Annotated in this window: 9 protein-coding genes; 8 read left to right on the top strand and 1 reads right to left on the bottom strand. The window is 71.3% G+C overall.

The features are described from left to right. Positions 1-41 precede the first annotated feature (41 nt). Entirely contained in the window at positions 42-3,374 is a 3,333-nt protein-coding gene (locus OHA55_RS29895; RefSeq protein ID WP_266712178.1) for a right-handed parallel beta-helix repeat-containing protein, read from the top strand. A gap of 90 nt (positions 3,375-3,464) precedes the next feature. Continuing rightward, positions 3,465-4,667: a S8 family serine peptidase gene (locus tag OHA55_RS29890; protein WP_266712176.1), complete on the top strand. Its 1,203-nt coding sequence runs from the start codon at positions 3,465-3,467 to the stop codon at positions 4,665-4,667. Between the two features lie 40 nt (positions 4,668-4,707). Here OHA55_RS29890 and eccCa read toward each other — a convergent pair whose 3' ends face one another. Further along, on the bottom strand, positions 4,708-8,652 hold the full coding sequence (gene eccCa, locus OHA55_RS29885) for a type VII secretion protein EccCa (RefSeq protein ID WP_266712496.1): 3,945 nt from the start codon (positions 8,650-8,652) through the stop codon (positions 4,708-4,710). Between the two features lie 286 nt (positions 8,653-8,938). On the opposite strand from eccCa, the gene eccD reads away from it, so the two are divergent. The 6 genes from eccD (at position 8,939) to OHA55_RS29855 (ending at position 16,216) form a co-directional block, all read left to right on the top strand. Then, the gene (eccD, locus tag OHA55_RS29880; protein WP_266712174.1) at positions 8,939-10,339 is read left to right on the top strand and encodes a type VII secretion integral membrane protein EccD; all 1,401 of its coding nucleotides are present in this window, start codon (positions 8,939-8,941) and stop codon (positions 10,337-10,339) included. Between the two features lie 92 nt (positions 10,340-10,431). After that, positions 10,432-12,024 (top strand): type VII secretion protein EccB, encoded by a 1,593-nt coding sequence (eccB, locus tag OHA55_RS29875; RefSeq protein ID WP_266712172.1) that lies wholly within the window; start codon positions 10,432-10,434, stop codon positions 12,022-12,024. A gap of 112 nt (positions 12,025-12,136) precedes the next feature. Next, a complete protein-coding gene (locus OHA55_RS29870; protein WP_266712170.1) occupies positions 12,137-12,475 on the top strand; it encodes a hypothetical protein in 339 nt (112 codons plus the stop codon). Between the two features lie 60 nt (positions 12,476-12,535). Continuing rightward, positions 12,536-12,859 carry a WXG100 family type VII secretion target gene (locus OHA55_RS29865; RefSeq protein ID WP_266712168.1) on the top strand — a complete coding sequence of 108 codons (324 nt, stop codon included), beginning with the start codon at positions 12,536-12,538 and terminating at the stop codon, positions 12,857-12,859. 155 nt (positions 12,860-13,014) lie between these two features. Continuing rightward, positions 13,015-13,455 carry a type VII secretion system-associated protein gene (locus OHA55_RS29860; protein ID WP_266712166.1) on the top strand — a complete coding sequence of 147 codons (441 nt, stop codon included), beginning with the start codon at positions 13,015-13,017 and terminating at the stop codon, positions 13,453-13,455. Positions 13,456-13,522: 67 nt separating this feature from the next. Continuing rightward, positions 13,523-16,216: an AAWKG family protein gene (locus OHA55_RS29855; protein WP_266712164.1), complete on the top strand. Its 2,694-nt coding sequence runs from the start codon at positions 13,523-13,525 to the stop codon at positions 16,214-16,216. Positions 16,217-16,243 lie beyond the last annotated feature (27 nt).

Below are 16,243 nucleotides of genomic sequence, written 5' to 3'. Positions count from 1 at the left end.
AGGGTGATCGGCGCTGTGAGTCTGCGAGAGATGGAGAGCGCGTGTCACGCCAGGTACTGACGGTCCGACCCGACGGAACCGGCGGCTTCCGCACGATCGGTGAGGCGCTCGCGGGGGCGCGCAGCGGCGCGGTGATCAGCGTGGGTCCCGGGACGTACGAGGAGAGCCTCGTCGTCGGCATACGGGTGACCATCGTCGCCGAACAGTCGCGGGGGACGGTGGAGATACGCCCCCGGCGCGGCAGCGCGGTCAGTCTGCGCGCCGACGCCGTGATGCTCACCGATCTGGTGCTGCGCGGCAGGGACGAGGACGTGCCCGCCGTGGACGCGGTCCGCGGCCAGGTGGCCATGGACGGCTGCGAGGTCACCGGGTCCGCGTGGACGGCCGTTCTCGCCCGGGAGACCGGGTCGCTGGCGATGCGCGACTGCCGGATCAGCAACCGCGTGGGGGCCGGGGTGGTCGTCACCTCCGCCGTGGAAAGCTCCCTGGAGTCCTGCACCGTCGAGCATCTGGGCACGTCGGGTGTGGTGATCGGGGAACGCGGCCGGGTCTCGGTGCGCGGCTGTACCGTGCGCGACGCGCGGGCCAACGGGATCCTGGCCAACGGCGACGCCCAGGGATCCGTCGAGGACTGCGACATCTCCTCCACCGACCAGCCGGCCGTAGCGCTGGAGGGCCGCTGCACCACGCGGGTCCTGCGCACGGTCGTCCACGACGTCGCGATCGGCGTGCATCTGACAAGTGCCTCCCGCACCGTCCTGGAGGACATCAGGGTCACCGCGACCACCGGTCCGGCCTTCGTCGTCTCGCAGGGCAGCGACCCGTTGCTGCGCCGGTGCCGTACGGCCCGCACCGGGGGCAACGGTCTGCTGGTCACCGACCGGGGCCGCGGCACCTACGAGGACTGCTGGCTGGACTCCTCCCAGGCGCCCGCGCTGCGGGTGACCGGGTCCGGATCGCCGTCGCTGACCTCGCTGACCGTGCGGGACTGCGCGGCCACGTCAGGGCTGCTGCTGGAGGAGGAGTCCACCGCCGAACTCGACCGGGTGGAGGTGGTCGACACCGCGGGCGCCGGTATCCGGATCGCGACCGGCGCCAACCCGATGATCCGCCGCGCACGGATCAGCGGCGCGGGCGGCAACGGCGTCGAGGTCGCCAAGGACGGCCGGGGACGGCTGGAGGACAGCGAGATCGCCAGGACCGGCGCGGCGGGCGTCCACGTGGAGAATGCGGGCAACCTCTACGTCGGGGGCACCACCGTGCTCGCGCCGGCCACCGCGGGCCTGTCCGTGGGCACCGACGGCATCCTCACGGCCCGCGACTGCGAGATCCGCGAAGCCGGAGCGGACGGCGTGGTCGTCGAGGCGGAGGGCGAACTGACCGGCACGAGGCTCCAGGTGGTCGGCGCCCCGGAGTGCGGCGCCGTGATCCGGCAGGGCGGGCGCGCCTCGCTCAACGGGTGCACCCTGGCAGGCAGCGGCAAGGACGGACTGCGGGTGGAGACCACCCTGCCGGTGTCCGTCGTCAACTGCACGGTCCGCGACAACGCGGGCAGCGGCCTGGTCCAGTCCCAGCCCGGCGACCGGCTGGCCGTCGAGGGCCTCACCACCAGTGGCAACGGCCGCCGGGACGCCTGGGGTTACGGCGAGGCCGAGGGCACCGATCCGGCCGGGACCGTGCCCGACGGCGTGGACGCGCCCGGGGAGAGCGGCCCGCTCGCAGAGCTGGAGGGGCTGATCGGCCTCGCCAACGTCAAGCAGCAGGTCCGCACTCTCGTCAATCTCACGCAACTAGCCCAGCGTAGAGCTAAGTTGGGAATGTCCGCGCCGCCGATGAGCCGTCACCTGGTCTTCGCGGGCCCACCCGGCACCGGCAAGACCACCGTCGCCCGCCTCTACGGCACCGTGCTGGCCCAGTTGGGCGCGCTGCGTTCCGGGCACCTGGTCGAGGTCTCGCGGGCCGATCTGGTCGCCCAGGTCATCGGCGGTACCGCCATCAAGACCACCGAGACCTTCAACAGGGCGCTGGGCGGGGTGCTGTTCATCGACGAGGCGTACACCCTGACCACCGACAGCGGGCGTTCTGGGCCCGACTTCGGGCGGGAGGCGGTGGACACCCTGCTGAAGCTGATGGAGGACCACCGCGAGGACGTGGTGGTCGTCGCAGCGGGCTACTCCGGGGAGATGCAGTCCTTCCTCAACAGCAACCCCGGTCTGGCGTCCCGCTTCTCGCGGACCGTGGAGTTCGAGAACTACGCGGTGCACGAGCTGGTGGCCATCATGGAGACCATGTGCGCCCGGCACCAGTACGAGCTCGGCGAGGGAACCGCCGCGGCACTCGCCGTGCACTTCGAGCGCATGCCCAAGGACGCCACGTTCGGCAACGGCCGTGCCGCACGCCAGGTGTTCGAGGAGATGGTCGACCGGCAGGCCGTACGACTGGCCACCCAGCCCGAGGTGAGCGAGCGGGATCTGAGTCTGCTGGTCCCCGAGGATGTGGGGACACAGGTCCCGGCCGGACCGCACGGGGATGCGGGCGAGGCGGACCGCGGTGACGCCCTGTCCCGGCTCGGCGACATGGTGGGGCTGGCGGCCGTCAAACGCGATGTCACCGATCTGGTCAATCTGCTGTCGACCGCCCGCCGGCGGGAGGCGGCCGGGCTGCCGAGTCCCCGGGTCAGCCACCATCTGGTCTTCACCGGCCCGCCCGGCACCGGAAAGACCACCGTCGCCCGCCTCTACGGCGAGCTGCTCGTCTCGCTGGGCGTGCTGCCCCAGGGGCAGCTCGTCGAGGTGGCGCGGGCCGACCTGGTGGGCCGGTTCGTCGGCCACACCGCTCAGTTGACCCGCGAGGTCTTCGAACGGGCCCGCGGGGGCGTGCTGTTCATCGACGAGGCCTACACGCTCACGCCCGGAAGCGGCTCCTCCGGCTCGGACTTCGGCCAGGAGGCCGTGGACACCTTGCTGAAGCTGATGGAGGACCACCGTGACGAGGTGGTGGTCATCGTGGCCGGCTACACCCGGGAGATGGAGTCCTTCCTGGCGTCGAACCCGGGTCTGTCGTCCCGGTTCTCGCGGCGTGTGGAGTTCGCCGACTACACCTCCGACGAGCTGGTCACGATCGTCCGCATGCACGCGGACGGTTCGGGCTACGAATGCGGACCCGGCGTCGGCGGGCTGCTGCGGGAGTACTTCGACTCCCTGCCGCGCGACCGCTTCTTCGGCAACGGACGGCTGGCCCGGCAGGTCCTGGAGTCCATGATGACCAGGCAGGCGGGCCGGGTCAGCGCCATGGCCGCACCGGGCCTGGACGACCTGCGTCTCCTGCTGCCCGCCGACGTGCCGGGGGTGCGGACGCCGACGCCGGAGGGGTGAGGGGAGAGCCGCTCGCATCGGCCGGCTGCCCGTAGGATGCGGAACATGACTCAGCGTCCTCCTCTGGCTCATCTCCCGCACACAGCACGCATGTTGACCGTGTGTCTGTGCCTGGGAACCTTGCTGTCGCTGGTCTGCGGGCCCGAGGCGTCCGCAGCGGACGACACGCCGGTACGGCTGCCCGTGATGCCCGCCCGGCTGGACGCCGACGCGGTCTGCACCGGCGCCTCCGCCCAGCGGGCCACGACCGTGCCCTGGGAGCAGCGGAGTCTCCAGCTGACGCGCACCTGGCCGTTCTCGGACGGCTCCGGGGTGACGGTGGCGGTGGTCGACACCGGGGTGTCCACGACGGCGTCCGCCCTGTCCGGCCGGGTGACCGCGGTGGGTCCTGCGGATCAGGACTGCGTGGGGCATGGGACTTTCGTCGCGGGGCTGGTCGCCGCGGCCACCGTCGACGGGGTGCGGTTCGCGGGGGTCGCCCAGCGGGCGAGGATTCTCGCGGTGCGCGGCACGGACGAACGGGGTGCGGCCACCGCGCAGAGCGTCGCGTCGGGAATCGCCGCGGCGACGGCGGCGGGCGCCGACGTGATCACCGTCTCGCCGGCTCTGGTGCGGGGGTCGGACGGGCTGACGAAGGCCGTCGAGGCGGCCCTCGCGAAGGACGTACTGGTGATCGCGGCGGCCGTGCCCGACCCCGAGGCCAAGTCCTCGGCGCAGGGCGAGGAGCCGACCCCGCGGGACTACTGGCCCGCGGCGCAGCCCGGTGTTCTGTCGGTGCTGGACGTCGACGCGCAGGGGCTGCGTCCGGACGAAGCCCTGCTTCCGGTCTCCGCCGACCTGGCGGCGCCCGGTGCCGGAGTGGTCGGGATCGGCGCGCGCGGCACCGGGCACTACATCGGTTCGGGTGCCTCTCTCGCCGCCGCGTACGTGGCCGGGGCGGCGGCTCTGGTGCGCTCCTCCCACCCCGGCCTCACCGGCGCGGAGACCGCCGCCCGGATCACCGCGAGCGCCTACCCCGACGTCGTCCCCCGGCTCGATCCGTTCGCGGCCGTGACGGAGGTGACGCCGGGGAACGCTTCCGGCGCCGCGGCCCCGGCGCCGGAAGCCGCCGTACGGCTGCCCGATGACGACGCGGCCCCGCCGGTCCGCCGGGCCACGCTGTTCGCGGCGGCAGGCGCGGCGCTGATCCTCCTGGTGGCCTGGGCCGCCCTGACCCTCCCCCGGGCCCGCACGCGCCGGTGGCGGCCGGCGGGCACCCCTGCCGCCGAGGAGGGCGGCGCCGCCGGAAGCTGACGGGCGGCAGCCGCCCGTCAGCTTCCGGCGGCGCGTCGGGTCAGGCCCGGTCCCCTCCGCCGGAGGACTCCGCCGTCTCCGCGAGAGCCGTCTGGATCAGTGTCGCCTTGCGCCTGGCGATGTACTGCGCACGTCCCGCAGGCAGGTTGCGCGGCTTGATGTTGCCGAAGACATAGCCCTCCGACGGCGGGCACGACAGCAGTACGCCCGGGGTGTTGGCCTCGTCGAGGCGGCGCAGCAACTGGTCGTTGAGGCCGCGGCCGGCGCCGGTGGCGGAGCGGACGGCGATGACGTGCAGTCCCAGTTCGTGCCCCAGGGCCAGGTGGTCGAAGAGCGGTGCGAAGGGGTGGTCGAAGTTGTTGCTGCCGACCACCATGTCGTAGTCGTCCACGAGCACGAACAGCCTGGGTCCCTTCCACCAGTCGGCGAGCCGCATCCGGGCGGGGGTGATGTCCGGCCCCGGCAACCGGGTCTTGAGCGCGCGCGCCGAACCGCCGACGAGTTCCTTGAGGGCGTCGACGGAGACGGCGTGCCCGAGCTGGTACTCCGGCGGGACGGCGTCGACGAGTTCGCGCCGGTAGTCGACGACGAGGACCCGCGCCTCGGTCGGGGCGTAGCGGTCGGTGACCGCCTTCGCGACGAGCCGCAGCAGGTTGGTCTTGCCGCTCTCGGTGTCGCCGACCGCCACCAGGTGCGGGGTTCGGCTGAAGTCGTGCCACACCGTGGCGAGTTTCTCCTCGTCCTGGCCCAGCGGAAGTCGCAGTCCGTCGCCCAGCTCCGGTGCGGGCAGCGTCGAGGCGGGCAGCCGGTGCGGCAGCATCCGTACGGCGGGCGCGGGTTCTCCCGACCAGTGTTCGGCGATCCTCTCCACCAGGGCGGTGACGCCCTCGCCGAGGTCCTCCGTGGTGGTGAAGCCGTCGAGGCGGGGCAGGGCGGTCAGGAAGTGCAGTTTGCCGTCGACCGTGAGTCCGCGTCCGGGCAGGCGGGGCACGAGGGCCGCCTTGCGTACGTCGACCACGGAGTCCATGGGGTCGCCGAGCCGCAGTTCCAGCCGGGTCGCGCTCTGGTCACGTACCTGCGCGCTCAGTTCGACCCAGCGGGTGGTGGTGGTGATCAGGTGGATACCGTAGTTGAGACCGCCGGTGGCGAGCTGGTTGAACGTGGGCAGCAGGTGGTCGAAGTTCTGCTTGACCTGAGCCCAGCCGTCCACCACGAGGAAGACGTCCCCGTGTGCCTCGTCGGCGAACTCCCCGGCCGCGCGCCGGCGCCGGTAGGTGGCCATGGAGTCGATCCCCTGGTCGAGGAAGAGCTGCTCACGGTGGTTGAGCACGGTGGTGACCTCGGCCACCGTACGGCTGATCCGCTCGCTGTCGAGGCGGGAGGCGACCCCGGCGACGTGCGGCATCCCGGTGAGCGAGGAGAGAGTGCCGCCGCCGAAGTCAAGGCAGTAGAACTGCACTTCGGCCGGGGTGTGGGTGAGGGCGAGGGAGGCGAGGAGGGCGCGCAGCACGGTGGACTTGCCGCTCTGCGAGCCACCCGCGATGGCGATGTGGCCGCCGCCCGCGGACAGGTCGAGCACCAACGGTTCGCGCCGCTGGTCGAAGGGCTTGTCGACCAGGCCGACGGGGACCCGGAGCCGTCCGGTACCTGGCCAGCGGGTGGCGCTGAGGCCACGGTCGGCGGTGGGTCGGATGCCGGGGAGCAGACCGTCCAGGGTCGGCGGTACGTCGAGCGGCGGCAGCCACACCTGGTGCGCGTCGGGGCCGGAGTCGCGCAGCCGGTCGACGGCCACGGCCAGCAGGCTCTCGGCGGACTCCGTCTCCTCCTCCGCCGGGTCGGGAACGGGGGCGGCGGAGGCCCGCGGGACCACCCAGCCGGCCGTCCAGGGCACGACCTGGCTGGCGACCCTGGCCTGGACGGCGGCGCCACGGCGGTGCCGGTAGGGACCGGAGACGTACGCGGCACGGAAGCGGGTGAGTGCCTCCACCCCGCTCTTGAGGTAGCCGGCGCCGGGCTGCGAGGGTAGTTGGTAGGCGTCGGGGACTCCGAGCACCCCGCGGCTCTCCATGGCCGAGAAGGTGCGCAGGCCGATCCGGTAGGAGAGATGGCTCTCCAGCTGGTGCATGCGCCCTTCGTCCAGGCGCTGGGAGGCGAGCAGCAGGTGCACCCCGAGCGATCGGCCGAGCCTGCCGATCATCACGAAGAGATCCATGAACTCCCGGTGAGCAGCCAGGAGTTCACTGAACTCGTCGACCACGACGAAGAGGCTGGGCAGTGGCTCGAGCGGGGTGCCGGAGGCGCGGGCCCTCTCGTACTCCAGGGCGGACGTGTAGTTGCCCGCCGCGCGCAGCAGCTCCTGGCGGCGCATGAGTTCGCCGTGCAGGGCGTCCTGCATACGTTCCACCAGCGCGACTTCGTCGGCGAGGTTGGTGATGACGGCGGAGGTGTGCGGGAGTTCGTCGAGGCCCAGGAAGGTCGCACCACCCTTGAAGTCGACCAGGATGAAGTTCAGGGTCTCGGAGGAGTTGGTGAGGGCCAGTCCGAGGACCAGGGTGCGCAGCAGTTCGCTCTTGCCGGAGCCGGTGGCGCCGATGAGCATGCCGTGCGGGCCCATACCGCCCTGCGCGGACTCCTTGATGTCGAGTTCCACGGGTGTGCCGTCCGCGCCGACGGCCACCGGGACCCGCAGCCGGGCGGCCCCGGCGTGGCGCTTCCAGAGGGCGTCGGGAGTGTGCCTGAAGAGATCGGGGATGCCCAGCAGTGTAGTCAACTGCACATCAGTACTGAGGGGTTCGGCGATGTCGGCGGCCAGGCTCATGCGGTACGGGGCGATCAGCCGGGCCAGTGCCTCGGCGGCGGCGGGCCCGATCCGGTCGGGGCGGCCGAGGAGGGTGGTCTGCTCCTTGCGGCTGCGGTCGGTGCGCACCAGGCGGACCGCGTCGGGGGCCACGTCGAGGCGCAGGGTGGTGCGGCCGGGGCGCCAGGCGAAGGCTTCGGAGAGGTCCAGCACGACGGTGTTGCGGAAGCCGGGGCCGTCCAGCCGGTGACCGGCGGGCACGGTGACGCCGTCGACCACGATCACGGTGTAAGGCTCGTCACGGCCCGGCACCGCGTCCGGGTCGAAGACCGGGCGCTCGGTGAATTCGGCGCCGAGCAGATCCTCCAGGTCGTTGAAGGTGCCGGCCATCATGCGGGCGGATCCGGCGCCGTCCTGCTCCTGCGGATGCAGGTTGTGCGGCAGCCACTTGACCCATTCCCAGTCCGCGCGCCGCTCGTCGGACACGCACAGCGCGATCCACAGTTCCTCCGGCGGGTGGAACACGGCCAGCTGGCTCAGTGCGGCGCGGACCATGGCGCGAGTGGCGGCCTGGTCGCCGCGGGTCAGTACCCGTGACCAGGAGCGCAGATAGAGCGCGATGGGCTGGCCGGGCACGGTGCTGTAGGCGCGGATGAAGCGGCGCAGGGCGTGTGCGCTGAGCGGTTCCAAGTCCTCGACGGGTTTGGTGGACAGCGGATTGAGCCTCATCGCGAACTGCTGGTCTCCGACGGCGATCCGGACCTCACCGAAGTCCTCGTCCTTGACCCGCCGTTCCCACAGCCTGGTGGTGCGGACCATCGAGCGCAGCGTCCGGGGGTGCGGATGCCGCCACGCGAGGGCCAGTTGCTGTTCGACGACCGCCCGGTGGACCTGGCGCCGGATCTGAGTGAGATAGCGCAGATAGTCCCGGCGCTCTCCGCGCAGCCGCTGCTTGCGCTCACCCGTCTTGCGCATCACCTGGCCGACCATCATCGCTCCGGAGGCCATCACCATCATGCCCAGCGCGATGTAGGTGAACGAACTGTTGCCGCCACCCGGCTTGATGAAGATCAGCATCATGGAGACGGACATCATGGCCATCGGCATGTACGTCCACACCGCCGAGCTGTCCGGCACGGTCTCCGGAAGCGTCGGGGGTTCCTGCAGGTTCAGCTCGCCCTCTGGCATGTCGGGGCCACGGCGACGGGCAGGTCTGCGGAAGAGAACCACGCTCAACGCAACTTCTCCTTAGGGGATCGGGGTTATGCGCCGCTCAACGGGTCGCTGAATCCCCGGTGTTGTGACAAGCCGCCGGTAGGGGCCCATAATTCCGTTCGACGGCCCATCAGTAGTCTGCATGGCGGCGACACGTACGTCCAAGCAGGAACTTGCTTGATCCCCTTCGGTACCGCGCCAGTTCGGGACCCGACCTCTGGCCCGTCCCGGCCCGACTCATGGAGACGTGAGACCCACGATGACCGACACCTCCGTTGCGGGCCTCTGCCGCCTCACCGTCAGAGCCCCGGCCAGGACCATCGACCTGGCGGTGCCCTCCGACGTACCCGTCGCAGATCTGCTGCCCACCGTCCTGCACTACGCGGGCGAGGAGGTCGAGGAGAACGGCCTGGAGCACGACGGATGGGTGCTGCAACGCCTCGGCGGCGCCGCGCTGGACGACGAGAGCACCCTGGCCGCGGTGGACCTCAAGCACGGCGAGGTCCTGTACCTGCGGCCGCACACCGAGTCGCTGCCGGAAGTACGGCTCGACGACCTGGTGGACGGTATGGCGACGGTGACCCGGGACCGGCTGCACAACTGGGACGTGACGGCCGGCCGGCGCCTGCTGCTCGGCATGGCGGTGGCCGCCCTGGCGCTGGGACTGACGGTGCTGGCCTGGCCCGGCGGTCCGGCCGGACCGCGGATGGCCGCCGCCGGTGTGGCGGGAGTGCTGCTGCTGGCCGGGGCCGCTTCCGCGAGCAGGGCGGTGGGCGACGCGGCTGCCGCCGCCGCGCTCGGCTTCATGGCCGGACCGTTCCTGGCCCTGGCCGGCTGGTTGCAGCCGGGCGGTGAGATCGCGGGCCCCCAGGCCAACCAGGTGCTGGGCGCCCGGCTGCTGGCCGCCGCGGCCGCCTGCGCGGGCGGCGCGGTGCTCGCACTCGCCCTGACCGCCGTACGCACGCCGCTGTTCGTGGCCTCGGCGCTGGTGTCGCTGGCCGGGGTGCTGGCGGGTGTCCTGATGAGCCTGTTCGACCTGAGTGTGGACGGTGCGGCGGCGGCCGTGGCGTCGCTGGCCGTGCTGCTGGGCGGCTTCGTGCCTGCCCTGTCCTTCCGGCTGGCCGGGATGCGCATGCCGGCCCTGCCGACCAACCCGCAGCAGCTCCAGGAGGGCATCGAGCCCTACGGCGGCGCGGACGTGACGACCCGCACGGAACTGGCGAGCGGCTGGATGACCGGCCTCTACGCCGCCTCCGGCATCCTGTGCGCGGGCTGCCTGGTGCCGCTGAGCCGTAACCCGGCACTCCCCGAGGTCCTGACCGCGGTGGTGCTCGCCGTGCTCCTGCTGGTGCACGGCCGGGGCATGGTCAACGTCTGGCAGCGGCTGGCGCTGGTCCTGCCCGGCGCCTGGGGCGTGACACTGCTGGTGCTGGCCCTCGCGGCCGACACCGCCGCGGCCGACCGGCCCCTGGTGGTGGGCGGGCTGCTGGCGTCGGCCGCCGCGCTGGCCGTCGCTTCCTGGACCGTACCCGGCCGGCGCATGCTGCCCTATTGGGGCAGGGCGGCGGAGCTGGCGCAGTCGCTCCTGGCGATCTCCCTGCTGCCGCTGGCGCTGTGGGCGCTCGGCGTCTTCGCCGCGCTGCGCGCCATCAACGGCTGACCGCGGCCACGGACACGAACGACCACTTCGACGCGAACGGCCCCGTACCGCGGGAGCCGGTGCGGACCGGCTGACCGGAAGGACCGCGGTTCATGCAATCCAAGCGCGACCAGGTGCAGGCACACGCCTTCGTCATGGGCCGCCTCACCTCAGGCATGCTGCTCGCCGACCCGGACGCCCCCGAGAGCCCGCTGGGGCGCACCACCCGCGGGGCGGGCATCGGCATGCTGATCGGGGTGCTGATCGCCGCGGGGGCGGTGGTGTTCGGGCTGATCTCGCCGGGCGGCAACGACTCGTGGCGCAGCGGCAAGAACCTGATCGTCAACCGTGACACCGGGGCCCGCTACCTCTACCTCGACGGCCGGCTGCGCCCGGTACGCAACTACTCCTCCGCGCTGCTCATCGGCGGTGCGGACCTGGAGACGACGGACGTGGGGGCGGCCTCGCTGCGGGACACTCCGGTGGGTGCCGCGGTCGGCATCCCGGGAGCGCCGGACGGGGTGCCCTCGTCGGGCGACCTGGATTCGGGCGCGTGGGCGGTCTGTTCGGCGACGGCGACGGACGGCGCCGCCGGGAGCGAGGGAAGGAAAACGCGGGCGGTGACCGCGGTGGCGGCGGGCGCCCCCCTGGGCTCGACCGCGCTGGGGGCCGACAAGGCGGTGTTGGTGAGCGGTCCCGACAAGAGGAACTACCTGATCTGGCAGGGCAGTCGGCTGCCGCTCGACACCAGGTCCGGCGCACTGCTGTCGCTGGGCTACAGCTCGGTGACGCCCCGCCCGGTGTCGGCCGCGTTCCTGGACTCGTTCGTGCCCGGCCCGGCCCTGGCGCCGCCGTCGGTGGAGGGGCTGGGGTCGAAGGGCCCTTCCCTCGACGGTACGGCGACCAGAATCGGCCAGGTATTCCGGGTGACGGTGCCCGGTGATTCGGCGACGGGTTCCGGTGAACAGGCCGGCGCCCAGTACTTCCTGTTGGGGGATTCCGGCCTCTCCCCGGTGACCTCGACCGCCGTGGCGCTGCTGCTGGGCGATCCCGCCGTACGGTCGAAGGCGTACGACGGTGACTCTCCGACGGCGCTGCCCATCGGGGCGGACCTGCTGAAGGACCACCAGGCGCCCGGCACCACCGGCCGTGACCCGTCGGTGGCCGGGCTGCCGGACAATCCGCCCTGGGCCGCCCGGGTGCCCGACGGCAGCGCGGTGTGCGCACGGGTGCAACCCGGCGGCGACGGTGTGCGGATCAGCTCGGTGCTGGTGCCCACCGGCGCGCTGGGCCCGGTCGCCCAGCGCAGCAAGGACGCGGTGGTGGACGCCTGCCTGCCGGTGGACGCGGTGGTCGTGCGGCCCGGTCACGGTGTGCTGGCGCGGGCGCTCGGCGCCGGTGGCGGGACGGTCGGAGCCACCACCTATTTCGTGGCCGACGACGGCGTGAAGTACCGGGTCGGCTCGAAGGAGGCGCTCACGGCGCTCGGTTGGACGGATTCCGATGCCCGGGGGCTGCCCTCCCCGCTGCTGGCGATGTTGCCGACCGGCCCCGACCTGAGTCCGCAGGCGGCGACCGGGCTGGTACCCGCGTCTCCGGCACGGGCCTGCGCAGAGGGCTCCGCGGACTCTCCCGGCGGGCCCGCCGGGCGGGTCGGGACGTCCGACGCCGCCGACAACAAGTTGCTTCCAAGTAAACATAGTTGACGATTCGCCAAATCATGCGCGACACCGATCGTGCCGCGTTGCACCCTGTTCTCGGGCGCACTTAGGCTCACCGGCGCCGCAGTCGTATCAACCCCCATCGAAAGGCGGACCCATGGCAGGGACCGGACAGCAGTCGAACGAGCAGGCGACCCGTAACGGGATCCAGGCCCTGGAGAGCGCCTTCAGCGGCATCCTCAAGTCCCGGCAGGACGTGGACAACACCCGTGCGGGCCTGTCTTCGGGCTACCAGGGCAGCGACGGAGGCCAGTTCGGCGCCCTACTCAAGCAGTGGGACGATCAGTGCAACGGCATCCTGCGCGGCCTCGAGGACATGGTCGACAAGCTGAACCAGAGCCTCGTCCAGCACGGCAAGACCCAGGGTTCCTCGAACGAGGCGATCAACTCGGCCTACAACCAGTCGCAGGCCGCGTACGACCAACTCGCAGGCTGAGCAGGCCGCTTCCCGGAGTCCGGACCCCACCGCGCACTTCCCACCGATCAGGAGGCTCCCATGCCCGACAACTTGACCGACGGCTACATCTATGTCGACTACAACCACATGAACAACGCCGCCGACGACATGGTCCAGCAGACCAAGGCGATAGCGAACACGCTCGCGTCGCTGGAAGCGGAGCTGAACGAGCTGATCAAGTCCTGGTACGGCGACGACGCCAACATGTACCGCCAGAAGCAGGCGGCCTGGGACCAGGCGGTGAAGAACATGGAGACACTGCTGACCTCGCACTCCAGCCTGCTGACGGACATCTCCGACAACTACCGCTACAGCGAGAACTCGCTGTCCCAGATGTGGTCCGAGGTACGCGTCAGCCGCTGACGGCGGACGGTCGCGGTGCGGTACCCGGCCGAACCGGACGGATGGTCACCAGCGCGATCGCCGTCCGGTTCCCGCACCTCTCCGCTCTCCCTCGCCCGGCCTCCCCCTCTCGACCCCTGCCCTCTCGCCGACCGAGCACCCACGAGGACCACGCCATGGCGGACCTGACCCATCTGAACGGACAGAAACTCAAGCAGTTCCGTGATCACGATCTCGCCACGTTCATCACCGACCTGAAAGGCATCGTGAAGGACGATCCGAACGGCGTCCTCGCGCTGCACAGCATCGTCAGGGGCACGACCCCCGCGCAGTACATCGGGGAGAACCCGGTGCTCGGCATCGGCCTGATGACGGCTGACGACACGGTCTACGGCAAGACGCTGATCGACGTCGCGCTCAAGTCGGCGAAGTCGATCGACGACGTCCTCGGCGACCAGGGTGTTCTCTTCGGCGACATCGACGACAGCCTGGACACCACCATCACCACGCTGCTCAACACCCAGGGCGCCTCCCTGGAGAGCATCAACGGGGAGAAGTTCCTGGACGTCTGGTCCGGGGTCGACGAAGACCTCGAAGGGCCCGACACCGACGACTGACCCTCAGCCTCCCCCGGCACCTCGTCGTTTTCCGTGTCCCTCCTCCTCCACCCAGCGGAGTCCCGTCATGCCAGTCACCTCCGATCCCGGCGACTACTGGGGTCAGGCGGTCACCCTCTACACCGGGTACAACGTCCCCAGCCGCAAGAAGCTGTTCGACACCCTCAAGAGCAGCGAGGGCGTACCGCTGATGCGGCTGGGATTCGAGGTCCTGGCGTCGACCGAGCTGACCGCCCAGAACTTCACCGCCCTGGTGGGCTGGCACACCCAGCACGGTGAGGACTACGACCTGGCGTTCGTCGAGGCGGGCGGCGACGGCAAGCACGACGGCGGCACCCTGTATCAGGCGACCATCGTGTTCATCGGCATCCCCACCACCGACGGGACGGGGCGGCTGCTGGAGGCGGGCGAGATCTGGAGCGCCGGAAAGTTCACCGGCGTACTGGGCAACGAGTGGGACCTGAGTCTGCTCCAGCAGTACCAGAGCGGGTCGAAGGCGGCGATCGACAGACTGCGCGCCGACCACACCACCCGGGGCTTCGAGTTCAGCGGTCTGAGCGTCCAGGACACCGAGGCCGTCGATGCCACCTCCTTCGACCGCACGGCGCAGGCCTACGACCGGACTCTGAAGTTCTTCGAAGACCATGCGGCGACCCTGGAGCAGTGGGAGAACTCCCTCGGGGAGGAGAACGCGGCCTGGCACGGCCAGGCGGCGGGCCTGTTCTGGCAGTTGATCCATCAGCTGCACAAGAACTACGACAGTTACGTCGACCAGCTCACCGCCGACGCCACCGGCACCGCGGCGGCCATGCTCGGCGGTCATGTGCCGCGGTCGAAGCTCAGCCGGGCGCTGGCGACCGCCCAGACGGCTCTCATGACGGAGGCCAAGGCGCTCAGCGACGCCTGGGACACCTGGGCGGCCGGAGGCCGGCACGACGCGCACAGGATCCTGATGGAGGTCCTCCAGGAGGTCTCCGTATGGGTGCTGGAGCACCAGATCAAACACACCCGTGTGACGTCCAACGGTGCGGCGAAGGACTACAACACCGACGCCGGGTTCGTGCAGCACTCCCCCTGGGGCAACCTCCACGACATGGCTACCTGGGTGAAGATCGGCGAAGAGGCCGTGACCCGGTGGAACAAGCACGTCGAGGACGTCCTGGTCGAAAAGGCGAAGACCTCGCTCACCACGCTCAAGACGGCGTGGAGCGACGTGTCCGACGCCTTCAGCGAGATCCGCACCAAGGACACCTCCTCACTGACGGAGACGTACGAGGACGACAAGCGCCAGATCGCCGAGGACGAGGCGAACCGGCAGCAGGAGGAGTACAACAACGCGCTGAACAACCTCGGCAACAACCTCAACGATCTGGGCAACGGCCTCGGCGACGGCCTGAACAACCTCGGGAACAACCTGGGCGACGGCCTGAACAACCTGAGTGACGGGCTCGGCGACAACTTCGACAACCTCGGTGACGGGCTCGGCGACAGTCTCGACAACCTCGGGGACGGCCTCGGGGACAGCTTCAGCAACCTCGGCGACGGGCTCGGTGACAGCCTCGACGGGCTCGGTGACGGGCTGGGCGACGGACTCGGTGACAGCCTGAACGGCCTGGGCGACGGACTCGGTGACGGCCTGGGTGACGGCCTCACCGACTCCGGTGGCGTCACTTCCAGCCTGGGTGCCGGTCTCGGCAACCTGCTGAACGGGAGCGACGACGGCAACGACAAGACGCAGGGGACGACGCTCACCAACCCCGACGGCAGCACCACCACGCTCAACCCGGACGGCACCCTCACGACCAAGTACCCGGACGGCACCACCCAGCTCCTCGACCCGGAGACGGGGATCGTCACGACGACGTCTCCCGACGGAAAGGTGACCACGGGCGACCTGACCATCCCCGGCGGCCACGTCAACCCCGACGGCAGCACGACGACGCTCAACCCCGACGGCACCCTCACCACCAAGTTCCCCGACGGCACGACCACCACGATCGACCCGGAGACCGGGGCGCTGACCACCCGCGACCCCGACGGCAACGTCACCACCGGGAACATCGGCAGGGGGCTCGGCGACTCCCTGAGCGACCTCGATCTCGCCAACCACTCCCTGACACCGACGACGAGCACCAGCAGCCTGGACCTGGACGGCCTGACCTCGGGCCTCGCCACGAACACCGGTCTCGGTGACGGCCTCGCGCTGACCGGCGGCTCATCCCTCCTCGGCGGCGGGTACGGCGACGGCGGGTACGGCGACGCCGGCTACGCCGACTACGACGACGCCACTTCGGCGGAACTGCTGTCGGGCGGGGCGCTGCGCGCTCCCGGCGACGCTCTCCCGGCCGCGGCGACCGGTGAGGCGGGCTCGGCGGCCGACGGGGCGGGCAGCCCGCTCTTCCCGGGCATGGGCGGCATGGGCGGTATGGGCGGTATGGGATCGGGCGGAGGTGGCGGTGGCAGCGGCAACAACGGGGAGCGCGTCCGCAACGTGCTGACCGACGCCGGGCCCGCGGCAGCCGGCCGTGGCCGGTCACGGCCCCGCAGAGCCGCGGACGAGGACGAGGACGTGGTGGTGGCCCGGGGCCGGACGGCGACGACCGGCGCCGCATCGGGGGCGCTCGCTCCCGGCCCCGGAGGCGCCGGCCAGAACGGCCGGTCCACCGGGAGCGGCGACCGGGCCCGCGTGAGCTGGACGGAAGAGGACGAGGACGTGTGGGGAACCGACGAGGGCGGCGCGCCCGCCGTGATCGGGCGCTGAGCACCGTGCGGGAGACGAGAGGGACGG

It is taken from the genome of Streptomyces sp. NBC_00102, assembly GCF_026343115.1.
In the GTDB taxonomy this organism is placed as follows: domain Bacteria; phylum Actinomycetota; class Actinomycetes; order Streptomycetales; family Streptomycetaceae; genus Streptomyces.
The sequence above is the reverse complement of the archived record's forward strand: the minus strand, read 5'-3'. Positions and strand labels throughout refer to the sequence as shown.